Source organism: Actinospongiicola halichondriae (assembly GCF_049103745.1).
GTDB classification, from domain to species: Bacteria; Actinomycetota; Acidimicrobiia; order Acidimicrobiales; family Salinilacustritrichaceae; genus Salinilacustrithrix; species Salinilacustrithrix halichondriae.
In genome coordinates, this window is record NZ_CP171622.1 from 2241067 (window position 1) to 2266757 (window position 25691).

Here is a 25691-nt window from a genome sequence, read left to right on the forward strand (position 1 = left end):
ATCGCCCTTACCCGGAAGTGACGACGCTCACCTGTGACATGCGGCGCCACCTACGATCGACCGCTCACGTCCATACGACTTCGATCTCCCGAGGAACATCAATGAGCGACGCACCCCAGCCCGGCTTCGACACCACCCTCCTGCACGGTGGCGCCGAGAAGAACCCGTTCGGCGCCGTCCAGGTCCCCATCTTCCAGTCGACCTCGTTCGAGTTCGAGGATGCCGATCACGCCGCCCGCCTCTTCAACCTCGAAGAGGTCGGGATGATCTACTCGCGGCTGACGAACCCCACGGTGTGGGCGCTGCAGAACCGCGTCGCCGCCATCGAGGGAGGCGCCGGCGCCGTGGCCTGCTCGTCAGGACACGCTGCCCAGATCCTCACCCTGTTCCCCCTGATGGGCCCGGGGAAGAACGTGGTCGTGTCGACGCGCCTCTACGGCGGATCGATCACCCAGTTCTCGCTCAGCATCAAGCGCTTCGGCTGGTCGGCCACCTTCGTCGACTTCGACGACACCGACGCCGTCGCCGCTGCCATCGACGACGACACCCGTGCGATCTTCTGCGAGTCGATCGCCAACCCGGGCGGCTACATCACCGACCTGCCCGTCATCGCCGGCATCGCCAACGACGCGGGCATCCCGCTCATCGTCGACAACACCTCGGCCACTGCCTATCTGTGCCGGCCCATCGAGCACGGCGCAACGCTGGTCGTGAACTCGACCACCAAGTACCTCACCGGCAACGGCACCGTGACCGGTGGCGTGATCGTCGACTCCGGCCAGTTCGACTGGTCGGCCTCCGACAAGTTCCCGTCGCTCTCCCAGCCCGAGCCCGCCTACCACGGTCTCGTGTTCCACGAGGCGCTCGGCGCCATGGCCTTCACCTTCCACGGCATCGCCATCGGCCTCCGTGACCTCGGGATGACCATGAACCCGCAGGGCGCGCACTACACCCTGCTCGGCATCGAGACACTCAGCCTGCGCATGCGCAAGCACGTCGACAACGCCGTCGAGGTCGCCACCTGGCTCGAGAACGACGACCGGGTCAGCGCCGTCAACTACGCCGGTCTCCCCTCGTCGCCCTACGCGGAGCGTGCCGAGCGCTTGCTCCCCAACGGCGCCGGCGCCCTGTTCACCATCTCGGTCAAGGGTGGCTACGACGCCTGCGTGAAGCTCGTCTCGTCGCTGCAGATGTTCAAGCACGTCGCCAACCTCGGCGACACCCGCTCGCTCGTCATCCACCCGGCGTCGACCACCCACCGCCAGCTCGAGGCCGACCAGCTCGAGGCTGCCGGAGCCGGCCCCGACGTGGTGCGCCTGTCGATCGGCATCGAGGACCCGGCGGACATCATCGCCGACCTCGACCAGGCCCTGGCAGCAGCCACCGCCTGACCCGGAGCGTCCGCACCCACCCCGGACAACCGTTCTGGTGAACGGACACGACACCTGATGGTGTCGATCGTTCACCAGAACGGATCTCGGTCGGTGGTCGGACTCAGGTGGCGGTGGCGGCGAGGGCGGCCTCGCGACGGATCCGGCGTTCATTGCCGATGGCGTCCGTCCCGAGGATCGTCAGCGCCAGCCAGACGAGCACGAACCCGGCCAGCCGCTCGGGCGGCAGGTCCTCGTCGAGGATCAACACCCCACAGAGCAACTGCAGCGTCGGCGTGACGTACTGGAGCAGCCCGAGCATCGACAGCGGGATGCGGGTCGCTGCGGTGGCGAACAGGAGCAGGGGCACCGCGGTGACCACGCCCAGGCCGACGAGGATCGCGTCGCGGCCGACGGTGCCGTGTGCAAACGAGAGATCGCCCCTCGCCTGGAAGACCGCCAGGCCGATGACGGCGATGGGGCTGAGCACCGCGGTCTCGACCGCCAGTGAGGGCAGCGCCGCGACGTCGGCCGACTTCTTCAGGTAGCCGTAGGTCGCGAACGAGCACGCCAGCACGAGCGCGATCCACGGGACACGGCCGTTGGCGACGGTCAACACGATCACCGCCGCGGCGCCGAACCCGAGTGCGATCTTCTGCGCCCGCCGCAGGTGCTCGCCGAGGACCACCACGCCGAGCGCCACGGTGATCAGCGGGTTCACGTAGTACCCGAGGGCAGCGTCGACCACGTGCTCGTTGTTGACGGCCCAGATGTAGGTCAGCCAGTTGACGGAAATGAACACCGCTGCGGCAGCGAGGATCCGCAGCAACCGGGGCGATCGGAGGACCGCTCGCAACTCGGGGAATCGCCGCTGGAGTCCGAGGACTGCGAGCACCACCACCAGCGACCAGGCGATCCGATGGAAGAGGATCTCGAGTGGTGCGACCTCGTCGATGAGGTTGAAGACCAGGGGGAAGACGCCCCACAGGCCATAGGCACAGAATCCGGCGACCATGCCGATTCGCTGCTGCCGTTGGTCGTCCACCGCCCCAGCCTGACCGTCGGCGGCGTGGCCGTCGACCGAGTTCAATCGTCGAGGCGGAGTGCGGAGACGAACGCCTCCTGCGGAACCTCGACCCGGCCGATGTTCTTGGCCTTCTTCTTGCCTTCCTTCTGCTTCTCGAGCAGCTTGCGCTTCCGCGTGATGTCGCCGCCGTAGCACTTGGCGAGGACGTCCTTGCGCTTCGCCTTCACCGTCTCGCGGGCGATGATCTTCCCACCGATGGCGGCCTGGATCGGCACGTCGAACATCTGTCGGGGAATCAGTTCCTTGAGCTTCTCGGCCATCTTGGAGCCGTACTCGTAGGCGCTGTCACGATGGACGATCGACGAGAACGCGTCGGCAGCGACACTGTTGAGCAGCACGTCGACCCGGACGAGATTGGCCCGCTCGTAGCCGATGAGCTCGTAGTCGAGGCTGGCGTACCCCTGCGTGCGCGACTTGAGCTGGTCGAAGAAGTCGCGCACGACCTCGGCGAGGGGGATCTTGTACGTGATCTCGAGCCGCTCGGGCGACAGGTACTCCATGTGGGTCTGGATGCCACGCCGACGCTCGCAGAGCTCGATGATCGGGCCCACGTAGTCCGAGGGCGTGAGGATCGTGATCTGGAAGATCGGCTCCTCGATCCAGTCGATCTCGGCCGGATCGGGCAACGCCGACGGGTTGTCGACCTCGATGCGCTCGCCCTTGGTCGTGACCACCTCGTAGGCCACCGACGGCGCGGTGATGATGAGGTTCAGGTCGAACTCACGCGACAGTCGCTCACGGATGATCTCCATGTGGAGCATCCCGAGGAACCCGCAACGGAACCCGAAGCCGAGCGCCATCGACGTCTCGGGCTCGTAGGTGAACGAGCCGTCGTTGAGGCGGAGCTTCTCGAGACTGTCGCGGAGGTCGGAGTACTCGTCCCCGTCGACGGGATAGAGACCGGCGAACACCATCGGCTTGGGGTCTTGGTAGCCCGAGAGCGCTTCCTCGGCCCCGTTGGACACGGTGGTGACGGTCTCGCCGGAACGTGCTTCTGCGACGTCCTTGATGCCGGCGATCAGGTACCCGGTCTCGCCGGGACCGAGCGTGTCGACCGGCGTCGGCACCGGCGCCCGCACGCCGATCTCGTCGGCGTCGTGCGTGGCCTTGGCCTGGATGAAGCGGAGCTTCTCACCCGATCGCATGGTCCCGTCCATGACCCGGACGGACGACACGACGCCGCGGTAGACGTCGTAGTGCGAGTCGAAGATGAGGGCACGGAGCGGCGCATCGGGGTCGCCGACGGGCGGCGGGATCTTCTCGACGATCGCATCCAGCAACTCGGGGACGCCGGCACCGGTCTTGCCCGACACGGTCAACAGATCGGCAGCGTCGAGGCCGAGGACCGACTCGATCTCCTCGGCGACCCGCTCGGGCTCGGCCGCGGGCAGATCGATCTTGTTGAGCACGCCGATGATCTCGAGGTCGTGCTCCAACGCCTGATAACAGTTGGCCAGCGTCTGGGCCTCGATCCCCTGCGAGGCATCGACCAACAACACGACGCCTTCACACGCCGCCAGCGAGCGAGAGACCTCGTAGCCGAAGTCCACGTGGCCGGGCGTGTCGATCAGGTTGATCACGTGGCCCTTCCACTCGAGGCGGACCGACTGGAGCTTGATCGTGATGCCGCGCTCACGCTCGATGTCCATCGAGTCGAGGAACTGCTCCTTCATGTCGCGCTGCTCGACCGCGCCCGTGATCTCGAGCAGGCGATCCGACAGCGTCGTCTTGCCATGGTCGATGTGGGCGATGATCGCTATGTTGCGGATGCGATCGAGCGGGATGCGGGGCGCGGACATGGGAACCGACAACGCTACCGATCGAGGCGCGCGACGAAGGCACTCACGAGCTCACCGACTGCCGCCGGGTCCTGCTCGTGTGCGGCGTGCCCCACGCCGTCGAGGACGTGGAGTTCGGCATCCAACTGCTCGGCGACCACGCGGGTCGACGCCGGCGAGGAGATCCGGTCGTCACTCCCCCCGATCACCATCGTCGGCACGCCGAGCGGCTCCAACGACTCCAGAGGTGGCGGCGGGGTCCAGGTGGCGGTGAGGTGCCACAGGCCCTCGGCGGTCCCCGGGCGTCGCAGTGTCCGGGCCGTCTCTGCCGCCGTGGCGTCGAGCAGCGGGGTCCGGTGACGTCCCATCCGACGCAGCGCGGGAGCCGCGCCCCGGACCGCGAGCCGCAGCGCCGAGCTCCCGATCACCGACGCCCCGGGGAGCGCAGCGAGGCGGCGCACCAGATCGGGTGGGGCGCCGTCGAGGGCCGGTGCGATCAGGACGACGCCGGCGACGTCGACCGACCGTGCGGCGGTCAGGGCCGTTGCGACGACCGTGCCCGCAGAGTGGCCGACGAGCACGACTCGGTGTGTCGGCACGGTGCTCTGGATCACGACTTCGGCCTGCCGGAGCACGGCGGACTCGCCATAGGGGTCGTCGAGGCCGCGGTGGACCACCGGCCGTTCGCTGCGACCGAACGGCGGACGGTCCCACGCCACCACCGGCCAGCGGCTCGCCCACGCCGGTGCAACGCCCGCCCAGGTGAACGTGCCCGACGCGAATCCGTGGAGCCCGACGACCGCCGGACCGTCCGCCGGAGTCGGCCCAGCCCTCTCGACGTGCACGCCGAGGCCGTCGACATCCACCATGCTCCGCTCGCCCCACTGCACGTCCACGACCCCAGTCTGGCCACTTCGGACCGTTCCGATTGCCGCAACCGGGCCCCGAGGCGTTATCGTCTCCTGTTCCCGTGTCCGCATTCCCGGACGCGTCAAAGTCTCCAAGTCCCAATCTCCGAAGGCAGCGACAGAGGTCGACGTGGCCAACATCAAGAGCCAGATCAAGCGAAACCGTCAGAACGAGAAGCGCCGTGTGCGCAACAAGACGGTCCGTTCCGAACTCCACACCCGCACGAAGGCCGCGGTCGCCGCAGCCGAGTCGGGCGAGGACTCCGCCGAGAAGCTCCAGGCGGCAATCCGGCGCATCGACACCGCGGTCTCGAAGGGCGTGCTCCACAAGAACACGGCCGCTCGCCAGAAGTCGCGTCTCATCAAGCGCGTTCGTCGCATCGAAGAGAACGCCGACGCCTGATCTCGTCGTCCGACGACTGATCTGAAGGGCCCCGCCTCCGGCGGGGCCTTTTCGCGCTCAGCGAGCGGTGCGGGCGATCCGGGCGAGTCTCGCCACGAGGACCTCGAGCTTGAGCGGCTCGGGCCAATCGATCGTCCCGCGCAACTCGAGGTCGGTTGCCGCGAGCAGCTGGACCGACTGGACCACGTTCGCTGATCCGAGTCGTCGCGCCTGGTTGAGCGCCTTCTTCGCGGGGAACGTCGACTTGCCCTTCATGCCGAGGAGCGTCGCCGCCTCCTTCTCTGTCGCCACTCCCGCGCCGTCGAGGCGCAACATCTTCTGGAAGTGGGCGTGGAGCGTCGACATGATCTGGAGCGGGTGGCGGCCGGAGCCGAGCATGCGGCTCAGCGCGGTGAGCGATCCGGGGATGTCGCCGTTGTCGATGGCATCGGTGAGGTCCCACGGCGGGACACCGCCCGCATCGCCGAGGAACGGCTCGATGTCGGCTGCGGAGGGCTTCGACCCCTCGCCGTAGGTCGACACGAGGATCGAGAGCAGTCCGGGCAGCTTGCCGCCGTCGTCGCCGAGCCAGTCGACGATCAGGCGCTGGCCGGCCCGGTCGGGGCGGATGCCCGCGTCGGCCATCTGCTGCGCGGCCCAGTCGTCGAGCTTGCGTCCCGGGCCGGTGGGGCGGATCTCTCCCCCGCATGCCTTCACCGCATCGCGGATGGACTTCGGGCCGCCCCCGCTTGCCGATCCCCATTCGAGCACCAGGACGTTGGTCTCCAGCGGATCGGCCAGGTAGTCGAGCAGCGGCGCCAGGTCGCCGGCCTTGAACCGGCCCATCCCACAACCCACGACCACCCGTCGGTCGGTCAGGAACGGCGCGGTCTGGGCCGCGTCGACCAGCTCGCGCATCTCGTAGTCGTCGCCGGCGAGTTCGGCGACCATCAGTGAGGCATCCCCGTCGCCGACCAGTTGGGCCACGAGCTCGGTGCGTGCGTTCGACAGCAGGATCGGGTCGCCGCCCGTCAACATGATGCAAGCGGTCACGACATCGACCTCGCTTCCAGGATCCGCGCCACGACCTCGGCGACACGACGATCGCTCGAGACGTCGTTCGAGACGATCACCCGCTCACCGCCGACGATGGCTCCCACCACCATGGCGATGCGGGACGGCGGGTCGACGTCGAACGGACCGACCGGTCGGACCGCGGCGCCGTCGGAGGTCAGGCGGGGCGATGGCCCGCCGGCGTCGACGACCACCGCTCGGTGGGTCACGTCGATTTCTCGGTCGTCGAGCACCAGGAGCACCCGGCGAACCTACCGCCGCCGTCGGTGCCGCGACCTCCCCCGATGCTCGCCATCCGACGCGGACACGCATCGGGGGCCCGGGCCGGTCGACAACGATCGCGAAGCGACCGACCCGGACCCGGAACCCGGCGGGCGCCACCACCGCGTCCGGGTGGTCGAGGCCTGGTGGACCGACGACGGCACCGACGGGAAAGCGCGAGTCGATCGCATCCACGACCGACGACATCGTCGCCTTCGACGACCGGACGACGACCAAGCCGACGGCGCGGACTCGAGCTTGGCGCAGCGTCTCGACGACAGCCACCGGATCCGCACCCGCCGACAGGTCGACCACCGCGACCGGCCCGTCGACCCAGATGGTTGCGGCCCAACCCGCCGGGACCGACCCGCGTGGCGGCGCAACGAGGATCGGAGCCACCAACGCCACGGCGGCCAAGGCGGACCCGAGGACACGAATCGCTCGGGGACGGCAGACGGCCATCCCGACCCCGAGGAGCGCCACACCCACGTGCCGGAGATCGACCGTGCCCATGGGGAGCGACGCGCCGAGTCCCGACACCTGATCGAGTGCACCGAGGCCGAGCACGCTCGGACGGTGGAGGAGCCACGCCGCGCGGCCGCCGACGACCCCGGCGACGGTCCCGGCGGTGAGGCCCCAGACCATCAGCAACCCGGCGATCGGACCGGCCACCAGGTTCGCCGGGATCGCTGCCAGCGGCATCGGACCGAGCGTCGGGATCAGCACGGGAGCGACGGCGCACTGTGCACCGATGGTCACGGCCAGCCCGTCACGGAACCAGTTCGGACCACGGACCCCGGCCGCGATTCGTGGAGCGAGCACCAACACCCCACAGGACGCTGCGACCGACAGCCGGAATCCGAGCGAGTGGACGAGGAGGGGGTCGACCACCAGGAGAATGCAGATCGCGATCGACAGATGGCGGACGCCGCCACTCGGCCGACCCGTCGTGTGCGCGTAGACCGCGACCACGGCCACGAACGATGCCCGGAGCACCGACGGCTCGAAGCGGGTGACCAGCGCGAAGGCGGCGATGACCGCGACGGTGACCAGGAACCGCGGCCAGAGCCTCAGCATCCGGAGGAAGGGACCGACGACGACCAGGACGAAGACCACGTTCTGTCCGGAAACGGCCAGCAGGTGGGTCAGACCTGCGGCACGGAAGTCGGCGGTGAGCTGCGGCGGTTGCGCCCGGTCGTCACCCAGGACCAACCCGGCGAGCAGCGACCGTTGGGTCGGCGAGAGGCTGCCGGCACCCCGCTCGAGCGTGCGTCGGAACGCGTTGGCCGCCGCGTGGTGACCGCCACCCTGAGTCACCGTTGCCACCGATTCGACCCGGAGGGTGCCGGCCAGGTGCCGCGACCGCGTCCACTCGGTGCTCCGACGCAGCGGACCGGTGACGCCGGAGACACTCACGCGATCGCCCGCCAGCGTCGTGGACAGGGCGGCGATCGCATGCGGCGACCGGACCTCAGCCAGCAGATGACCGTGGAGCGAGTCGACCTCGAGACGGAGCCGCCCCCCGGTGATCGGCTCGGGATCGGTGACCGCCGTGACGACGCCGACGAAGGGCGCGTCCGGCGGCGGGTCGAGCCCTGCGAGCGACCGCACCGCCAACACGTCGGTGGCGACGAACAACAACAGACACCAGGTCCACGGCTTCCGGACGACGCCCACTGCGACCGCGACGGCGATCAGCAGCGGCACCGGTACCGGCGTCGCTGCCGCCGCTCCGAGCGCCGAGGCGACGGCCGCCACGAGTGGCCAGGGTGTGCTTTCCCGCCAGTCCCCCATCACACGCGCACGAGGTCGCGGAGTTGGGCGAGCTTCGCCTCCCCGATGCCACGCACCTCCAACAGCCCGTCGACCGACACGAACGGACCGTTGCGCTCACGATGATCGAGGATCGCGGCCGCCGTTGCCGGCCCCACGCCGGGCAGGGTCTCCAGTGCGGTGGCGTCGGCGATGTTCAGATCGATCGGACCGCTCGAGTCGGTTCCGCCCGCACCGATCGGCGGTGCCGCCTCCCCGACCGCCGGCACGTACACCTGGGTCCCGTCCGCGAGCTCAGCCGCGAGATTCACCCGACCGGCGTCGGCATCGGGCAGGAGTCCCCCGGCGGCGTCGACCGCATCGATGACCCGTGACCCGGCCGGGAGGCGTTGCACCCCCGGCGCCACGACGGCCCCGGCGACATGCACCACCACCGGGCCGGGCGGAACGGTGGTCGTCGTCACCGACGCCGGCTCGACCAGCGGCAGCGTGGAGTCGATCGGCTCCGGGGACTGCCGCGTCAACCACACCATTGCTCCGACGGCCAGCCCGACCAGGAGACAACCGCCGAGGACGGCACGCCAACCCGAACCGGTCGCGTCCAGCACCTCGTCGACCGCGATGCGGATCCGTTGCGACACTGGACCGCTCGACGGTGGATCGGACGCGTCGGACGAGTCGGTTGATGACACGTGGTCGAACACGTGACTCCCTCCCGGGCAGCTGAAGAGCACGACGGGGGAAGTCGACGTCGATCGTACCGCCCCGACGGCATGGCGAGCACGGGCTCGCCGACCTGCGAACATCGCGTCGTGGCCCGCGACCAGCAGCGTTCCCCGGCTGCGGTGTACGAGGATCTCGCGCCCGCGGTACTCGGCTATTTCCGGGCCCAACGCATGCGTGACCCCGAGGGACTGACGGGCGACGTGTTCGTCGCGGTCACGGAGAAGCTCGCCGGATTCCGGGGTGACGACCACGCGTTGCGACGCTGGGTCTTCACCATCGCCCACCACCGACGCGTCGACGAGATCCGACGGGTCGCGAGACGTCCCGAGACCGTCGTCGAGCACCCGACCGTGCCCCCGACGATGGACCCGACCCCCGTCGACCCTGCGCTCGTCCGTGCCCTCGATCGCCTCACCCCGGACCAACGCGACGTCGTCGTGCTGCGCTACGTCGTGGACCTCGCCGTTGCCGATGTCGCCAAGGTCCTCGGCAAGCGCGCCGGCGCCGTGAAGATGCTCCAAGCGCGTGCGCTGACGGCGCTGGCCGACGACCTCGGAGGAACTTCTCCCGAATCCGCGTGACTTTTCCGGCGCTGCCGTCGATCACCCACCCGATGGACGAGAACGACGTGACCACCCGACTGCGAGCGCTCGGCGACGAAGCCGTGCCGGATGCGGTCCGGAACCAACACCTGCACCGCATGGCCGCCGTACCGACCAACCAGCGGCGCAGCTTCGGCCGCGCCTGGGTCGCAGCCGCTGCGATCGTCGGCTTCCTGGCCGGCTCGACCGGCCTGGCAGCGGCGGGCGCACTCCCCGACTCGGCGCAGGACGTCGCGCACGACGTCCTGGCCGTCGTGCAGGTGAACGTCCCCGAAGGCAACCGAGGCGCGTGCGTCAGCGCGATCGCCAAGAGCAGTCTCCCGAAGGACGAGAAGAAGGCGGCCAAGGACGCATGCCCCAAGGGCGGCAAGGGCGCTGCCGACGGAGCGGAGACACCGGGTGGATCGGCCACGACCCCGCACGCCGACGACCCGTGCCGCGGGAAGCCGCCGTGGGCCGGCCGCAAGGACCTGACGTCCGAGCAGAAGGACGCCCTCAAGTCCGAGCGCAGGGCGACGTGCGGCACCGACGACGACCTGCTCGACGACCAGGACGATGACGATCAGGACGAGGACGACCAGGACCTCGACGACGCAGACGGCGACGCCACGACCGGATCGAGCCTGCCCGGCGAGTAGCCCAGGTCAGCTGCGGCGGGCGTCGACGGCGCTCCCGCCGATGCCCAACTCGCGTCGCGGACGCCACTCGGCCTCGATCTCGAAGGGGAGGCGGCGATAGGCACCCCAGTGTCCGTAGCCGCGGAGCCGCCAACGCAGGTACGCCCAGAGGTATCGGCGGAAGAACCCCGTCCACCCGAACCGGTGGAACTGGAGGATGTGCTCGTACTCGTGGCGCCGCAACCGGGCACTCATCGTCACGCCACGTCGGACGAAGACGGTCGAGCCCAGTGTGGTGGCCGACGCGCCTGGCGCCGCGATGCCGGACACGACCCGGATCTCGTCGATCTGCGGCGGGGGGCGGCGACGCCTGGCCATGAGTCGGCTCGCCACGCCCTCGCTAGAACAGTTGCGCCGTGAGCCGCTTGCGGTAGTCGGCCGTGCGGGGGTCGGTCGGACCCATCAGTTCGAGCAGGTCGAGGAACTCCTGACGTGCGTCCTCGTCGGCCTTGACCCGCTGGAGCAGGTCTTCGAGCTTGGCGTCGACGTCGGCGGGGACGTCGGGATTCGCCGCACGCGCCTGGGCGGCGATGAGCCGGGTCTCGTCGGTCTCGGGGATCTTGGCGAGCAGCGCCAGCGCCTCGAGGCGGGCCTGTCCGTCCTCGGAGGTCGCGAGCAGTGCGGCGAGCGCAGTGATGGCGGCAGCGTTGTCGGGCTCGAGTTCGAGGGCCTTGCGCAGCGAAGCATCGTCGCCGGCAGCGATGAGCTGCTGGACCTCGGACTCCTCCTCGGTCGGCTGGAGTGCGTCGACCCAGGCCTTCACCGTCGCTTCTGGCTGGGCACCGACGAAGCCCTCGACGACCTTGCCGTCCTTCAGTGCGTAGACGGCGGGGATCGACTGCACCTGGAACGCCTGGGAGATCTGGGGGTTCGCGTCGACGTCGACCTTGGCCAACACGACCTTGCCCTGCGTGTCGTCGATCACCTTCTCGATGATCGGACCCAGGGTCTTGCACGGTCCGCACCATTCGGCCCAGAGGTCCACGACCACGGTCACCTGGGCGCTTCGGTCGATGACATCGGTCTGGAACGTCGCGTCGGTCACGTCGATGTAGGCCATGTCGAATGACGCTATCGGCGTACTGGCGATCACGGCCACGACGACCGGTAGGTTGGCCCGCTCAGAGGACAGCGAACCAGGAGATGTGGGGCAACGTGGGTGACGTTCAGGGAATCGACCAGGACGCAGTGGAGGCGTGGTACCTCGCCAATGTCGAGGGCACCGAGACACCGCTGTCGTTCGACCTGATCGCCGGAGGGCACTCGAACCTGACGTTCGCCGTCACCGACGCCAGCGGCCGCAAGACCGTCCTCCGCCGCCCACCACTCGGCCAGGTCCTGGCCAGCGCCCACGACATGGGTCGCGAGCACAAGATCATCGCCGCCCTGGCCGACACCCAGATCCCGGTCGCCGCGACCTTCGGCTACGAGCCCGACGACGCCGTGAACGGCGCGCCCTTCTACGTCATGGACCACGTCGACGGTCACGTCCTCCGCGACCGAGCCGCCGCCGAGAAGCTGTCCGTGGAGGCGCGAACCCACGCCGGCCACTCGTTGGTCGACGTGATGGCGGCGATCCACTCCGTCGATCCCGACGCCGTCGGCCTCGGCGACCTCGGCCGCAAGGAGGGCTACATCGAGCGTCAGCTCAAGCGCTGGTACGGGCAGTGGAACAAGTCCAAGACCCGCGAGTTGCCCGAGGTCGACGCCGTGCACGACGCCCTCCTCGCCAACATCCCCGAGCAGGGTCCCGCCGCCATCGTCCACGGCGACTACCGCCTCGACAACTGCATGGTCGACGACAACGGCGACGTCATCGCCGTCCTCGACTGGGAGCTGTGCACCCTCGGCGACCCGATGGCCGACCTCGGCCTGTTGATGGTCTATTGGAGCGAGCCCGGCGACGTGACGCCCACGCTCGGCGCACCCACCCTCTCGGAGGGCATGATCAGCCGCGCCGAGGCCGTGGAGCGGTACGCCGCGTCGTCCGGCCGCGACGTGAGCAACATCGACTTCTACACCGCGTTCGGCTACTGGAAGCTCGCCTGCATCGTCGAGGGCGTCTACGCCCGGTACGTCGGCGGCTCGATGGGCGCCCGCGAGGGCAACGACTTCGACCACTTCGCCCGCCAGGTCGAGGCCATGGCCGCGCAGGCGACGGCCGCGCTCGGCAGGATGGACTGAATGCCGGACCTGTACGAGCTGCACAACCGACCCGAACTCGACGAGCCCGTCCTCGTCGTCGCGCTCGAGGGCTGGATCGACGCGGGCTTCGGGGCCGGTCGAGCCGTCGAGACCCTCATGGAGCAGACCGACAGCGTCCACGTTGCGACGTTCGACGCCGACTCGCTGCTCGACTTCCGGGCACGCCGGCCGATCATGCACCTCGTCGACGGCGTCAACACCGGGCTGACGTGGTCGACCACCGAGCTCCACGCCCTGCAGTCCGACAACGGCGCCGACATCCTGCTGCTCACGGGTGTCGAGCCGGACCATGCCTGGCATGCGTTCGCCGATGCCGTGCGCGACCTCGCCGTCGACCTCGGCGCTCGGATGCAGATCGGGTTCGGAGCGTTCCCTTCGGGAGTCCCCCACACCCGGCCCGTCGCCATCTCGGCCACGGCGTCGTCCGACGACCTCGCATCGTCACTCGGCTTCGTGCGCGGCACCATCGACGTGCCCGCCGGTGTCGAGGCCGTCATCGAACAGCGCTTCACCGAAGCCGGACTCCCGGCGGTCGGCGTGTGGGCGCAGGTGCCGCACTACGCCGCCACCATGCGCTATCCGGCGGCATCCGCCCGGCTGATCGAGACGCTCAACCAACTCGCCGCCACCGACTTCGGCATCGGTGACCTCCCGGACGAGATCGTGGAGATCCGTACGAGGATCGACACCTTGATCGCCGACAATCCCGAGCACGTCGCGATGCTGCGTCAGCTCGAGGAACAAGCAGACGAGACGACCCAGGCCCAGATCACCGACCTCCCGTCGGGTGACGACCTCGCCGAGGAGCTCCAGCAGTTCCTGCGCGAACAAGGAGACTAGGAACACCGTGAAGATCGACGGAGGCATCGGCCTCGACCTCAACAAGACCGCAGCCGAGGCCAAGGAAGCCGAAGCCATGGGCTACGACGGTGTCTGGGTCCCCGAGACCTCCCGCGACCCGTTCCTCCCGATGGCGCTCGCCGCCGAGCACACCGAGACCCTCGAGATCGGCACCTCGATCGCCGTGGCGTTCGCTCGCTCCCCCATGACGCTGGCGAACACGGCGTACGACCTCAACCAGTACTCCAAGGGCCGCTTCATCCTCGGCCTCGGCAGCCAGATCAAGCCGCACATCACCAAGCGCTTCTCGATGGAGTGGTCGAAGCCCGCCGCGCGCATGCGCGAGATGGTCCAGGCCATGCACGCCATCTGGGACTGCTGGATGAACGGCACCAAGCTCGACTTCCGCGGCGACTTCTACACCCACACCCTGATGACCCCGTTCTTCGACCCCGGGCCTCACGACTTCGGGGTCCCTCGGGTGTTCGTCGCCGGCGTCGGCCCGCTCATGACCGAGGTCGCGGGCGAGGTGTGCGACGGGTTCTTCTGCCACGGCTTCACCACCGAGAAGTACCTGCGTGAGGTCACCATCCCTGCGCTCGAGGCGGGACGGAAGAAGTCGGGCAAGACGATGGAGGGGTTCGAGATCTGCGGCCCGAGCTTCGTCGTCACCGGCAACAACGAGGAGGAGCTCGAGAAGGCGAAGGCCGGCACGCGGCAGCAGATCGCCTTCTACGGCTCGACGCCCGCGTACAAGTCGGTGCTCGATCTGCACGGATGGGGCGAGCTCCAGACCGATCTCAACCGGCTCTCCAAGGAGGGCAAGTGGGCGGAGATGGGCACGCTCATCGACGACGAGGTGCTCAACACCTTCGCCGTGGTCGGCGAGCCCGAGGCCATCGGCCCCGAGCTCCGGCGGCGATACGGCGACGTCATCTCGCGCATCAGCTTCTATGCGCCTTACGCCGGCGACCGTGATCGGTGGCAGAAGATCTTCGCCGACCTCAAGTCATAGAAAATTTCGTCAGTTGCTCAGGAGCGTCCTGAGCAACTGACGACGAATCCGGTCTGTGGGGCGGGTCAGGCGTTGAGGAGGAGAAGCAACCCGCCCACGGTGTAGGCGACCATCACGCCCAGCATCGGGTACTGACTCCGAACCGCCACCTTCTCGGGGTACAACTCAACGGATCGATCGTGCGCGGCGATCACACCACACACATGGCCGACGACGATCGCTGCGACCTGCACGTAGGCGATCGTGTTCGGTGACACCACGGTGAAGTCGATGAGGTCGTCGGCGGTGCCGAAGAGGTCCCACCCCTCGCCGAGCGGGTCAGACAGGAGCGCGACGAACGCCTGCCCCTCGAAGACCAGCAACGAGAAGTAGTGGGCGATCGAGTACGCCAGCACGATGGGGACCAGCGAGGGCACCCACCGCCACGCTTGTTCGATCGAACCATCGCCGTCGCCCGCAAGGATCCCGACCAGTCGGGTCGCGCCGATGAAGAGGACGGCGACGGTGCCGATGACGAGCAGGAGGCCGACGGTGTTGACCATCGTCAGGTCCCAATCGCGCCGGGTTCCGACGATGTCGCCCCACAGCTGCGTGCGGGAGAACCCGTCGAACGTGGTCCCGCCGAGCAACACCAGGATCACGGCGAGCGTGCCGGGCATGGGCGCGACCTGCGAGAGACCCGATCCTGGCCACCGCAGGCGGAGACGTCCCGCGGCATCGCGGTGGAACGGTGCCAGCGCGGCGAGGAGCGTGAACAACACCGCGAAGCCGTCGGCCGTGCGGATCCACCCTGCACCGAAGCGGGTGGCCCCACCCACCATGGCGAGCGTGTACACGCCCAGGAACAGCCCCACGGCCGCAGTCGATCCCGGCTCGTGGTAGGCGAGCTCGAGCCACAGGAACACGCCCACACCGGCCGCAGCGGGCCAGTGCGTCGCCCACAGCCCGGTGGCCGTCGACTTCTCGGGGTCGCGTCCGGCCACACGGTCGAGCAGCGCAGCGATGGTCCACAGCGGGTTGATCCGCCGCCAGACATCGCCGAAGACGGCGCTGACGATCTGCATGCCGACCCAGAAGACGACGTAGAACGCCGTCGGTGCGAGGTTGGCCGCGACCGAGTCGACACCGAACCAGGCGGCGACGAGCGTCGTCACGAACAACGCGAGCATCAACACCTGGGCCACCAGCACCAGTCCGCGGCCGACCCCGTCGAACCACGAGGGAACTTCTCGTCCCGATGCTGCGGCGGCCAGACGCGGCCGTGGCCACAGGATCCGGAGTGCGACGAACGAGATGAGCAGGGCGAACGCCGCGGAATAGGCGAAGAGCCACACCGGCAACGGGAGATCTGCGCGGCTGCCGACGCCGTGGGCGCCTGCCGGAGCCGCGCCGGCGATGACGGTCGACGCGACGAGCGCACCGACCGTCATCGCACGGCGGAGGGGCTTCACGAGATCTCCAACTCCAGGAGCTGCAGACCCGATTCCTCGAGTTCGACCTCGAAGACGCCGGGGATGGTGGCGTCGAACGTCAGGTCGACCGTCTCGCCAGCCGCGACGTCGACCATGACGTCGTACCCATGGAGGTGGATGTGGTCGGCCACGTCGCTGGTCACGCGGATCGTGACCGGGTCCCCGAGCGCGACCTTGGTGCGACCGCCGCCGGCGACCTCTCCGCCGTCGACCGTCACCTCGATCACCGATGCGTCGTCGGGCACGACCTCGTCACCTTCGATGGTGATGGTGGTGCTGGCCTCGATCGTGTCGCCTCCGGAGACGTAGTCCCGGTGGTCGTTGGCGCTGAGGACCACGCGGACCTCGTGCTCACCCGGGTCGAGCTCCTGGGCCAGGTGGAACCACTCGCCGTACAGACGAGTGACCTTCTGGCCGTCGACGTAGAGGTGGGCGTGGCCCTGACCCGACTCGGTCTCCATCTGACCGATCAGCTCGGGGGTGAAGGTGAAGTCGGTGGTCACGACGTGGATGTTCTGGCCCGCCATCGGATCCGCGGTGGCCTCGATCATGACGGTGGGGACCGGATCGGCTGCCTCGAAGCCGTCGTCGCCGTGCGAGTGGCCTTCGGCCGGTTCGGGGACGTCGACGGTCACCGTCTGTGCGATCTTCTCGCCGTCCACGAGCAGGGGCGAGTGCGAGTTGGCGTTCAGTTCGACCGTGATCTCGTGCTCGCCGGCTTCGACGTCGCCGAGGTAGTACGCGTGCTCGTAGACCCGCCCGACCTTCTCGCCATCGACGTAGATGTGGGCGTGACCCTCACCGTCGACGTGTTCGGTCGATGCGTGCTCGGGAGCGAACGTGAATCCACTCGTCTCGAGCTGGACGTTGACGCCCTTGATCGAGTCGGGCTCGGCGGTGATCGCCAGCGTGGGGACGTCATCGAGGTCGCCGACCTCGACGCCTTCGTCGTGCGAGTGATCGCTGTCGTGGTCCATCGCCATCGTGGTCTCGCTGGTGGCATCGGTGGTGGTGTCATCGTCACCGCATGCGGCGAAGAGCACCGCGGCAGCGAACAGGGTGGCGCTCGCGCGCCGGAACGTGGATCGTTCCATGGTTCGTTCTCCTTGTCGTTCGTGACGTCGACCCGGACGGGCCGACGGGTTCAGCGGGCTGAACCGAACGATGGAGGGGCACGCAGTCCGACCGCGACCGTCGCCGTGACCGGGCGCGGCGCGATGACCGGGTGCACGACCGATGCGAGCCGCGGCAACTGGGTCGTGACCGGACGCCCGGCGATGACGAGACGGACGGCCCGCCGGACGAGGTCGATCCCGCGGATGGTCAGGAAGGCGACAGCGACTTGCGCGACGAGACCGAGCCACACGCCGGGTTCGTCGAGGACCGCGCTCAGTCCCTCGCCGCCGACCAATCGCTCGCCGACCTCCTGGACAGCGAACACTGCGACCTGAGCCGCAGCGAGGCGGCGCCAGTCGAGGCTGCCGGCGAGGCCGAGCGTGCGAGCCGTGCGCACGGCCCACCAGAGCGCCGCCAGGACCCCGACAGGGATCGCGGTGGCCGCTGCGGCGGGCAGATAGGCGTGCCCCCCGAGCGCGGCCTCTCGGGCGGCGACGTCGGGATGTGCCAGGGCATAGCCCGCGATGTGACCCACCGCGACGCCGGCGGTGGCCAGCATCCAGAAGGCGACACGACGCGGGCTCATCACCCTCAGGCTAGAGCCGGACGGGTCGACCGGCGCAGCCGCTACACGAACTGCAGTGCCCGCCCGAGGTACTGATCTCGACAGAGCGTGCGCTGAAGCTTGCCGCTGCTCGTCTTGGGGAGCGTGCCGGGCGCCACGAGGACGACGTCCTTTGCGGGCACGCCCACGGTCTCTCGGACCCGTTCGGTCACCGAACGACGCACCGGCTCGAGATCTGCGGCCTTCGACTCGGCGACGACGACGAGGCCCTCCTTGCCCTTGGTGGTCTCGATGCCGAAGGCGATCACGTTGCCGGCACGGACGCCCTCGACGAGGTTGCAGGCCCGCTCGATGTCCTCGGGGAAGACGTTGCGTCCGCCCACGATGATCACGTCCTTGATGCGGCCGCACAGCACCAGTTCCTCGTCCACCAGGTAGCCGAGGTCGCCGGTCCGGAGCCAGCCGTCGTGGAACAGGTCGGCGTTGAGTTCGTCACGGCCGTAGTAGCCGGAGCAGACCGAGGTCCCACGGATCTCGACCTCGCCGACCTCCCGCTCGAGACGCGGACGCCCCGTGGCGGGGTCGACGATGCGGATCTCCAGACCCGGGACCGCTCGGCCGAGGCGGGCGAACCCACGCGAGCCGTCGGTGCCGGTCTCGACCGGAGCGGCGTAGCGCTCGGTCTCCAGCACCCGCCGGTCGACGGTGTCGACGACGATCCCTCGTCCCGGCGGGGGGAACGTCCCGGCGATCGCCACCTCGGCCATGCCGAAGGCCGGGAACACCGCGCCAGGCTCCATGCCGAAGCGGCCAGCGGCATCGACGAAGTCGGCGACGGTGGCGGGATCGATGGGCTCGGCGCCGTTGAGCACGACGCGCAGGCTCGAGAGGTCGAGGTCCTCGCCCTCCTTCGCTGCCCGACGGAGCGCGCGGGACGCGAGGACGTACGAGAAGTTGGGGCCGGCCGTGGCGGTGCCGCCGTAGCGCGACATCCACTGCATCCAGCGGGCGGGCGAGGCGAGGAAGTCCTGCGGCGCTCCGAGCACGAAACGGCTCCCCGTCGTCATCGCGAGGGTGAGGAGCCCGACCAGACCCATGTCGTGATAGAGCGGCAGCCACGACACCAACACGTCGCGCTCGACGTCCAACTCGGCCGCCGTCGCGATGGCGTCGAGGTTGGCGCACACCGCCCGGTGCGGCAGGACGACGCCCTTCGGGTCCGACGTCGATCCGCTGGTGAACTGCAGGATGGCCGACGTCTGCGGGTCGGCAGCGGGCTCGACGAAGACCGACCCCGAGGGGACATCGTCGAACACCACCAGCTCGGGGTCACCGGGCTCCGGCGTGATGAACGCTGCGAGCTCTGCGTCGGCGAGCACCAGGTCGATGTCGCCGTGATGGATGCGCTGGCGGGTCTGGGCGACGAACTCGTCCAGCGAGCCCATGCGCATCGGCAACGGGAGGACGACGACCGTCGCTCCTGCCAACCACACGGACTGGATCGCGGTGACCAGGGCACGCGACGTCGGTCCGAGGATCGCGACGTGCGCGCCCGGCACGATGCCGAGCTCCTGGAGTCCGGCGGCCATCGTCCTGGCGTCGTCGTGGACCTCCTGCCAGGGGACGGTCACATGGACGTCACCGGACACGAAGGTGACCTCGTGGCCGAGGGCGGCACCGGCGGCGATGCGTTCTTGGAGCGTCTGCACGGTGATGTGACCCGGCATGTGTCGAACGCGTTACGCACGTGTCGCAATTCCTCCGGACGACGTGGGAGGCTGCGCGCATGAAGCCGATCACGCCCCGAACGCTCGACTGGATCGACCAGGCACCGGTGAACGTCACCAGGAGTCGCCGGATCGAGGCGCCGCAGGACGTGGTCTGGGCCGCGATCGCGGACCATGCCGGATGGGCGGAGTGGTTCGGTCCGATCACGAAGGTCGAGCCGCTCGAGCCGCCGACGGGTGTCGGCGGACACCGGCGGGTGCACATCCAGGCGATGAAGATCGAGGAGGAGTTCCTCGCCTGGGACGAGGGCAGTCGCTTCGCCTTCTGTGTGACGCACATGTCCGTTCGTGCCATCCGCTCGCTGGTCGAGGACGTACGCCTGAGCCCCGACGGCGACGCCACCACGGTGAGCTACACACAGGCATTCGATCCCAAGGCATCCAGGCTCGTCGCCCCGCTCCTGCGCCGCGGCGCGGCCAAGCAGATCGACGCCGGCCTCGAGGGCCTCGCGAATCACGTCGAGCGCTGACCCGACCGCCTGCCACCATCGTGTGATGCGTGCGAGTGGAGGCACGAGGATCGAGTGGGACGAGATCCCGTCCGACGTCCGCGCAGCCATCGGCGGGCTGAGCGGCAGCCGGATCGAGACGGCGGACAACCAGGCGGGCGGGTTCTCCCCCGGCCTGGCCGCCCGTTGCCGGCTCGCCGACGGTCGACGGGTCTTCGTCAAGGCGGTGTCGCCCGACCAGAACCCGCAGGCGTGCCGCATCCACCGACGTGAGGCCGAGATCGCGATGGTCCTGCCGCCGTCGGTCCCCGCGCCCCGCCTGATCGGCGTCCACGACGACGGCCGCTGGGTCGCGCTCGTGTTCGACGACGTCGACGGCCGCCAACCATCGGAACCCTGGACCGCCGACGATCTCGATCTCGTGATCCCGGCCCTGCAGGAGTTCTCGGCCTCGGTGACACCGAGTCCCGTGGCGACGCTCCAGAGCGTCGGCGACCGACACCGCCCGGTGTTCTCGGGTTGGCGTCGCCTCGCGGGTGGCGACGGAGACCCCGGCGAACTGCCTTCGTGGGCTCGAACGCACGTCGACCACCTCGCCGAACTGGAGTCGGGCTGGGAGGACGCGGCCGCCGGGTCGACGTTGCTCCATGCCGATCTCCGAGCCGACAACCTGCTCCTCGCCGACGGGCGGGTATGGATCGTCGACTGGCCATGGGCCTGTCAGGGCGCGGCGTTCGTCGACCTGGTGTTCCTGCTGCCGTCGATCGGTCTGGGCGGCGGGCCCGACCCGGCAACGGTGACCGCCCAGCACCACCTGTTCTCCGACGTCGAACCCGACGCGCTCGCCGCCGTCGTCGCGGCCCTGTCGGGGTTCTTCCTCCGATCGTCGATGGATCCGCCTCCGCCCGGGCTCCCCACCCTGCGGGCGTTCCAACGAGCGCAGGGCGATGTGGCCCTCCGCTGGGCCGAGACGCTCGCCCCCGGTATCTGACGCTTCGACGGCACGCCACTCCTCCGCACCGGCAAGACTGCCGCCATGAAGTTCAACCGCAATGCTCGCCTCGATTCCTCCGAGGTCCGCACCAAGGGACGCGGCGGGGCTGCGGTCGGCGGCGGCGTCGGGATCATCGGTGTCGTCGTGATCCTGGCCATGCAGTTCCTCGGCGGCGGTGGCGGGGACCTGACCGAGGTGTTGAGCGGTCTCGACGGCCAGCAGGCCGGCGGTGGACCGACGGCCGAGATCGAGGGCTGCGAGACCGGTGCCGACGCCGCCGAGCGGCAGGACTGCCGGATCGTGGCGTTCGTGAACAGCATCCAGGACCACTGGACGACGAGGCTCGAGGGCTACCAGCCCGCCGTCACCAACTTCTTCTCCGGTTCCGTGACCACCGGCGGCTGCGGCAGCGCGAGCTCGGCCGTCGGGCCCTTCTACTGCCCCGCCGACAGCCAGGTGTACATCGACCTCGGGTTCTTCGAGACCCTCGAGACCCGGTTCGGCGCCTCCGGTGGCGACTTCGCCGAGGCCTACGTACTGGCCCACGAGTACGGGCACCACGTCCAGAACCTGCTGGGGATCCGCGGTGACCGCGACGAGGGCGCCGACAGCGACGCCGTCCGCCAGGAACTCCAGGCCGACTGCTTCGCCGGGACGTGGGCCAATTCGGCGACGACCACGCCCGACCCCACCACCGGCGAGATCCTGATCCTCGAACTCACGCGGGCCGACATCGACGAGGCGCTCTCCGCGGCGGCCGCCGTCGGCGACGACCGGATCCAGGAGTCGGCCACCGGCCAGGTCGATCCGGAGTCCTGGACCCACGGCTCGGCTGAACAACGTCAGCGCTGGTTCCTCACCGGCTACGAGTCCGGCGACCCCAACGACTGCGACACCTTCGCCGCCACAACCCTCTGACCACCTCGAACTCGACGTTCTCACCGTCGGGGGCCGACGCTGATGACGTCGAGTTCAGGTCAGGGGACGATGTTGACGAGGTTCGGCGGTCGGGAGATGACCTTCCGGGGTTCGCCGTCGAGGTGCGCCTGGACCTTCTCGCTCGCCAATGCCAAGGCCGCAGCCTCGTCCTCGGAGATGTCGGGTGACACGTCGATGCGGTCACGCACCTTGCCCTTGACCTGGACGACCATGGTGACCGAGTCGACCGTGAGCATCGCAGGGTCGTGTTCGGGCCAGGGCTCCTCGTGGACATGCGTTCCGTGGCGGAGTTCCCACAGCTCGGCGGTCACGTGGGGGGCCATCGGCGCCAGCAGCTTCAGGAGCGCGTCGATCGCGAAGTCGGTCTTGCCCGCCTTGTACAGCAGGTTCGTGAACTCCATGAACGCCGCGACCGAGGTGTTGTAGCTCCACCGCTCCATCTCGTCGGTCACCCGGGCGATGAGGCGATGCGCGGCCTTGTCGACCTCGACCGCGTCGTCGCCGGTGGCGTCGGGGACCACGTCGGAGCCCGGGTACGCGAGGCGCCACAGACGCCCGATGAACCGGTAGGTCCCCTCGATGCCGACGCCCTCCCAGTCGACGTCGTCCGCCGGCGGGCCCACGAACAACTGACCGAGGCGCAGTGCGTCGGCACCCTCGCGGTCGAGGATGGCCTCGGGTGCGACCAGGTTGCCCTTCGACTTCGACATCTTGGCGCCGTCGAGGCGGATCATGCCCTGGGTGAAGAGCCGCTGGAACGGCTCACGCAGTGTCGACGGCGCGACCTCGAGGTCGGACAGTGCCTTCGTGAAGAACCGGGCATACATCAGGTGGAGGATGGCGTGCTCCACGCCACCGATGTACTGGTCGACCGGCAGCCAGTGCTCGACCGCGGCCTTGTCGAAGGGCAGGTCCTCGTTCGTCGGGTCGGCGAAGCGCAGGAAGTACCACGACGAGTCGACGAAGGTGTCCATGGTGTCGGTCTCGCGGACCGCCGGACCGCCACACTTCGGGCACGTGGTGTTCAGGAAGCCCTCGTGGTGCTTCAACGGCGACTCGCCGGTGGGCAGGAACTCGACGTCGTCTGGAGCGAGGACCGGCAGGTCCTCGGCGGGTACCGGGACGGTGCCGTCGTCGGGGCAGTACACCACGGGGATCGGGCAACCCCAGAAGCGCTGGCGCGACAACAACCAGTCGCGCAGACGGAAGTTGACCTTGGCCTCGCCCAGACCCCACGTCTCGAGCCACTCGATGGCCCGGGCCTTGGCCTCGTCGACCGCCATGCCGTCGAGATCCAGCGACTCGCCGGAGCTGTTGATGGCCGGTCCGTCGCCCGTGTACGCCTCACCGTCGAAGTCGGCGGGCGGCTGCACGGTGCGCACGATCGGGAGGTCGTAGGCCTTGGCGAAGTCCCAGTCGCGCTGGTCCTGGCCGGGCACGGCCATGATCGCCCCGGTGCCGTAGGTGACCAGCACGTAGTCGGCGAGGTAGAGCGGCACCGGCCGCTGCGTGAACGGGTTCAGCAGGTACGAGCCCGTGAAGACGCCACGCTTGTCGAGCGCACCCTCCGAGCTCAGACGATCCATCTCCGACGTGTTGCGGGCCTTGGCGATGAAGTCCTCGACCTCGGCTCGCTGATCGCCGGTCGTCACCGACAGCGCCAGCGGGTGCTCGGGAGCGAGCACCGCGTAGGTCATGCCGAAGGCCGTGTCCGGCCGGGTCGTGTAGACCGCGATCTCGGCGCCGGTCTCGTGCGCGTTCCCGTCAGCGTCGACCACCGACATCGAGAACTCGGCGCCCTCGGATCGACCGATCCAGTTCTTCTGCATGGTGACGACCCGCTCGGGCCAGTCGACCAGGTCGAGGTCGTCGAGGAGCTGCTGCGCGTAGTCGGTGATCTTGAAGAACCACTGCTCCAGGTCCTTGGCCTCGACGAGGTCGCCGGAGCGCTCGCACGTGCCGTCGGCCAGGACCTGCTCGTTCGCCAGCACCGTCTGGCAGCCAGGGCACCAGTTCACCGCCGCCTTCTGCTTGTAGGCCAGGCCGTTCTCCAGGAACTTCAGGAAGATCCACTGGGTGAACTGGGTGTAGCTGGGCGAGTGGCTCGTGATCAGCCGACGCCAGTCGTAGCCCGCGCCGATGCGCTGGAGCGACGACCGCAGCTCGACCATCTTCTCCTCGGTGAACTCACGAGGATGCCGACCGGTCTGGATGGCGGCGTTCTCGGCGGGCAGACCGAAACTGTCGAACCCGATGGGCGACAGGACGCCGAACCCCTGCATCGTGCGGTAGCGGACGATCAGATCGCCGAACGTGTAGTTGCGCACGTGACCCATGTGCGCTGCGCCCGACGGGTACGGGTACATGCACAGCACGTAGTACGGCGGGCGCTCGTCGTCGTTGTCGACCTCGTAGGTGCCCTCGTCGAGCCACCGCTGCTGCCACTTGGCCTCGACCGCCTGCGGGTCGTACAGCGGCAGGCGCCCCTCCGACCCCTCGTCGGTCATCGATTCGTCAGCTGTGCTCCCGGGTTCCACGGCATCGAATCGTAGGTCGGCACCCGCCCCGGTTCCGATTGCGTGATCACGGGGCCCCGTGTTCTATCGTGGTCGACCGCACACCTCGTCAGACACGGGGCTATAGCTCAGTTGGTAGAGCGCTTCCATGGCATGGAAGAGGTCAGGGGTTCGATTCCCCTTAGCTCCACGCTTTCTCGCCCTTGCGGGCGAGAAAGACACGAATGCTTCGCATTCGTCGGCCACGTCGGCCTGCCGGATCCCTCGAACTTCGTCGGCCCCATGACCGAACCACCTCCTCCTGATCATCGCCTGACGCTGGCGGACGGGAGAGCACTCGGGTACGACGACCGGGGCGACCCCGACGGCGCCATCGTGCTGTTCTTCCACGGCACGCCGGACACCCGCCTCGCACGTCACCCCGACGATTCGATCGTCGCCGCCTCGGGGCTGCGACTGATCGCAGTCGACCGCCCTGGCCTGGGCGGAAGCGACATCGACCCCGTCGCGTCGCCGACCAGCGTTGCGGACGACCACCTGGCCGTCCTCGACCACCTCGGAGCGGAACGGGTCCACGTGGTCGCGTGGTCGGCAGGATCGATCCCCGCACTCGCATTGGCCGGACGCCACCCCGATCGCACGCAATCGCTGACGCTGGTCGCCCCGCTCATCCCCGCCGACGCCTACGGGAGCGCCGACGTGCTCGACGGAGCCGACGACAGTCGGCGACTGTTCGCCGACGTGCACGGCTCGATGACCCCGGACGAGGTCGGCCGAGAACTGGCGATGTGGCTGGTCCCCCCGGAGATCGACGGCGCGCTGGCCCGGGAGATCCTCGCCGACAGCATCGGCCGACTCGACGGGATCCCCGGAGCGGGCGACACGATGGTCGCTGCGCTGCGCGGGAGCGTCGCTGCCGGCATGACCGGCCTCGAGCGGGAGATCGCCGCCCAGGCAACACCCCTCGGCTCACTGCTCGACCAGATCAGCTCCCCTGTCACCGTGCACGGTGGGACGCACGACGTCGTGACACCGCCGGCGATGGCGGATTGGATCGCTCGACGCCTCGGCGCCGAACTCCGCCTCCACGACGACGGGCATCTGCTCGCCATCACCCGCTGGGCAGAGATCGTCAGCGGGCTCGGCCAGGCGTGA

Annotated in this window: 24 protein-coding genes and 1 tRNA gene; 12 read left to right on the top strand and 13 right to left on the bottom strand. The window is 69.0% G+C overall.

Annotation, left to right across the window (positions count from 1 at the left end):
* Window positions 1-101 precede the first annotated feature (101 nt).
* On the top strand, window positions 102-1391 hold the full coding sequence (locus AB8619_RS11110) for an O-acetylhomoserine aminocarboxypropyltransferase/cysteine synthase family protein (RefSeq protein WP_436792702.1): 1290 nt from the start codon (window positions 102-104) through the stop codon (window positions 1389-1391).
* A 103-nt stretch (window positions 1392-1494) separates the two neighbouring features.
* Here the strand turns inward: AB8619_RS11110 and rarD are convergent, their stop codons facing one another.
* From rarD to AB8619_RS11125, 3 genes are read right to left on the bottom strand one after another with little or no spacing between them, the layout of a single operon-like run.
* Window positions 1495-2415 carry an EamA family transporter RarD gene (rarD, locus tag AB8619_RS11115; RefSeq protein ID WP_436792703.1) on the bottom strand — a complete coding sequence of 307 codons (921 nt, stop codon included), beginning with the start codon at window positions 2413-2415 and terminating at the stop codon, window positions 1495-1497.
* Between the two features lie 41 nt (window positions 2416-2456).
* Window positions 2457-4256 carry a translation elongation factor 4 gene (gene lepA / locus AB8619_RS11120; protein WP_436792704.1) on the bottom strand — a complete coding sequence of 600 codons (1800 nt, stop codon included), beginning with the start codon at window positions 4254-4256 and terminating at the stop codon, window positions 2457-2459.
* A 14-nt stretch (window positions 4257-4270) separates the two neighbouring features.
* On the bottom strand, window positions 4271-5131 hold the full coding sequence (locus AB8619_RS11125; RefSeq protein ID WP_436792705.1) for an alpha/beta fold hydrolase: 861 nt from the start codon (window positions 5129-5131) through the stop codon (window positions 4271-4273).
* A 142-nt stretch (window positions 5132-5273) separates the two neighbouring features.
* Here AB8619_RS11125 and rpsT point away from each other — a divergent pair, with 142 nt between their 5' ends.
* Window positions 5274-5546 carry a 30S ribosomal protein S20 gene (rpsT, locus tag AB8619_RS11130; protein WP_436792706.1) on the top strand — a complete coding sequence of 91 codons (273 nt, stop codon included), beginning with the start codon at window positions 5274-5276 and terminating at the stop codon, window positions 5544-5546.
* 57 nt (window positions 5547-5603) lie between these two features.
* Here rpsT and holA read toward each other — a convergent pair whose 3' ends face one another.
* From holA to AB8619_RS11145, 3 genes are all read right to left on the bottom strand, one after another.
* The gene (gene holA / locus AB8619_RS11135; RefSeq protein ID WP_436792707.1) at window positions 5604-6578 is read right to left on the bottom strand and encodes a DNA polymerase III subunit delta; all 975 of its coding nucleotides are present in this window, start codon (window positions 6576-6578) and stop codon (window positions 5604-5606) included.
* A gap of 84 nt (window positions 6579-6662) precedes the next feature.
* Window positions 6663-8618, bottom strand: a complete 1956-nt coding sequence (locus AB8619_RS11140) for a ComEC/Rec2 family competence protein (RefSeq protein ID WP_436792708.1) — start codon at window positions 8616-8618, stop codon at window positions 6663-6665.
* A gap of 35 nt (window positions 8619-8653) precedes the next feature.
* On the bottom strand, window positions 8654-9274 hold the full coding sequence (locus AB8619_RS11145; RefSeq protein ID WP_436792709.1) for a helix-hairpin-helix domain-containing protein: 621 nt from the start codon (window positions 9272-9274) through the stop codon (window positions 8654-8656).
* A 132-nt stretch (window positions 9275-9406) separates the two neighbouring features.
* On the opposite strand from AB8619_RS11145, the gene AB8619_RS11150 reads away from it, so the two are divergent.
* Both AB8619_RS11150 and AB8619_RS11155 read left to right on the top strand, forming a co-directional pair.
* Window positions 9407-9940, top strand: coding sequence for an RNA polymerase sigma factor (locus AB8619_RS11150; protein ID WP_436792710.1), 534 nt, complete (start codon window positions 9407-9409; stop codon window positions 9938-9940).
* Between the two features lie 47 nt (window positions 9941-9987).
* Window positions 9988-10599 (top strand): hypothetical protein, encoded by a 612-nt coding sequence (locus AB8619_RS11155; protein ID WP_436792711.1) that lies wholly within the window; start codon window positions 9988-9990, stop codon window positions 10597-10599.
* Window positions 10600-10605: 6 nt separating this feature from the next.
* Here AB8619_RS11155 and AB8619_RS11160 read toward each other — a convergent pair whose 3' ends face one another.
* Together AB8619_RS11160 and trxA are read right to left on the bottom strand one after the other, a co-directional pair.
* Complete coding sequence (locus AB8619_RS11160) at window positions 10606-10956, bottom strand: hypothetical protein (protein WP_436792712.1); 351 nt, start codon at window positions 10954-10956, stop codon at window positions 10606-10608.
* A gap of 22 nt (window positions 10957-10978) precedes the next feature.
* On the bottom strand, window positions 10979-11698 hold the full coding sequence (gene trxA, locus AB8619_RS11165) for a thioredoxin (protein ID WP_436792713.1): 720 nt from the start codon (window positions 11696-11698) through the stop codon (window positions 10979-10981).
* 95 nt (window positions 11699-11793) lie between these two features.
* On the opposite strand from trxA, the gene AB8619_RS11170 reads away from it, so the two are divergent.
* Genes AB8619_RS11170 through AB8619_RS11180 form a run of 3 tightly spaced genes read left to right on the top strand, consistent with a single transcriptional unit; the run spans window position 11794 to window position 14698 of the window.
* Window positions 11794-12822, top strand: coding sequence for a phosphotransferase family protein (locus AB8619_RS11170; RefSeq protein WP_436792714.1), 1029 nt, complete (start codon window positions 11794-11796; stop codon window positions 12820-12822).
* Window positions 12823-13683, top strand: coding sequence for a proteasome assembly chaperone family protein (locus AB8619_RS11175; protein ID WP_436792715.1), 861 nt, complete (start codon window positions 12823-12825; stop codon window positions 13681-13683). It abuts the gene before it with no gap.
* A gap of 7 nt (window positions 13684-13690) precedes the next feature.
* Window positions 13691-14698 carry an LLM class F420-dependent oxidoreductase gene (locus AB8619_RS11180; RefSeq protein WP_436792716.1) on the top strand — a complete coding sequence of 336 codons (1008 nt, stop codon included), beginning with the start codon at window positions 13691-13693 and terminating at the stop codon, window positions 14696-14698.
* A 65-nt stretch (window positions 14699-14763) separates the two neighbouring features.
* Here the strand turns inward: AB8619_RS11180 and AB8619_RS11185 are convergent, their stop codons facing one another.
* The 4 genes from AB8619_RS11185 to AB8619_RS11200 are packed head-to-tail and all read right to left on the bottom strand — an operon-like array spanning window position 14764 to window position 19578.
* The gene (locus tag AB8619_RS11185; RefSeq protein ID WP_436792717.1) at window positions 14764-16149 is read right to left on the bottom strand and encodes a hypothetical protein; all 1386 of its coding nucleotides are present in this window, start codon (window positions 16147-16149) and stop codon (window positions 14764-14766) included.
* Window positions 16146-17264 carry a hypothetical protein gene (locus tag AB8619_RS11190; RefSeq protein ID WP_436792718.1) on the bottom strand — a complete coding sequence of 373 codons (1119 nt, stop codon included), beginning with the start codon at window positions 17262-17264 and terminating at the stop codon, window positions 16146-16148. The genes AB8619_RS11185 and AB8619_RS11190 overlap by 4 nt, the downstream gene beginning before the upstream one ends.
* 50 nt (window positions 17265-17314) lie before the next feature.
* Window positions 17315-17872 carry a hypothetical protein gene (locus AB8619_RS11195; protein WP_436792719.1) on the bottom strand — a complete coding sequence of 186 codons (558 nt, stop codon included), beginning with the start codon at window positions 17870-17872 and terminating at the stop codon, window positions 17315-17317.
* Between the two features lie 41 nt (window positions 17873-17913).
* A complete protein-coding gene (locus AB8619_RS11200; protein WP_436792720.1) occupies window positions 17914-19578 on the bottom strand; it encodes an AMP-binding protein in 1665 nt (554 codons plus the stop codon).
* A gap of 59 nt (window positions 19579-19637) precedes the next feature.
* Here AB8619_RS11200 and AB8619_RS11205 point away from each other — a divergent pair, with 59 nt between their 5' ends.
* From AB8619_RS11205 to ypfJ, 3 genes are read left to right on the top strand one after another with little or no spacing between them, the layout of a single operon-like run.
* Window positions 19638-20108, top strand: coding sequence for an SRPBCC family protein (locus AB8619_RS11205; RefSeq protein ID WP_436792721.1), 471 nt, complete (start codon window positions 19638-19640; stop codon window positions 20106-20108).
* Between the two features lie 25 nt (window positions 20109-20133).
* The gene (locus tag AB8619_RS11210) at window positions 20134-21078 is read left to right on the top strand and encodes an aminoglycoside phosphotransferase family protein (RefSeq protein WP_436792722.1); all 945 of its coding nucleotides are present in this window, start codon (window positions 20134-20136) and stop codon (window positions 21076-21078) included.
* 45 nt (window positions 21079-21123) lie between these two features.
* Window positions 21124-21999 carry a KPN_02809 family neutral zinc metallopeptidase gene (gene ypfJ, locus AB8619_RS11215; RefSeq protein ID WP_436792723.1) on the top strand — a complete coding sequence of 292 codons (876 nt, stop codon included), beginning with the start codon at window positions 21124-21126 and terminating at the stop codon, window positions 21997-21999.
* Window positions 22000-22058: 59 nt separating this feature from the next.
* Here the strand turns inward: ypfJ and leuS are convergent, their stop codons facing one another.
* A complete protein-coding gene (leuS, locus tag AB8619_RS11220) occupies window positions 22059-24557 on the bottom strand; it encodes a leucine--tRNA ligase (protein WP_436792724.1) in 2499 nt (832 codons plus the stop codon).
* Between the two features lie 96 nt (window positions 24558-24653).
* Here leuS and AB8619_RS11225 point away from each other — a divergent pair.
* Window positions 24654-24726 (top strand) — tRNA-Ala (locus AB8619_RS11225).
* A 92-nt stretch (window positions 24727-24818) separates the two neighbouring features.
* Window positions 24819-25691: an alpha/beta fold hydrolase gene (locus AB8619_RS11230; RefSeq protein WP_436792725.1), complete on the top strand. Its 873-nt coding sequence runs from the start codon at window positions 24819-24821 to the stop codon at window positions 25689-25691.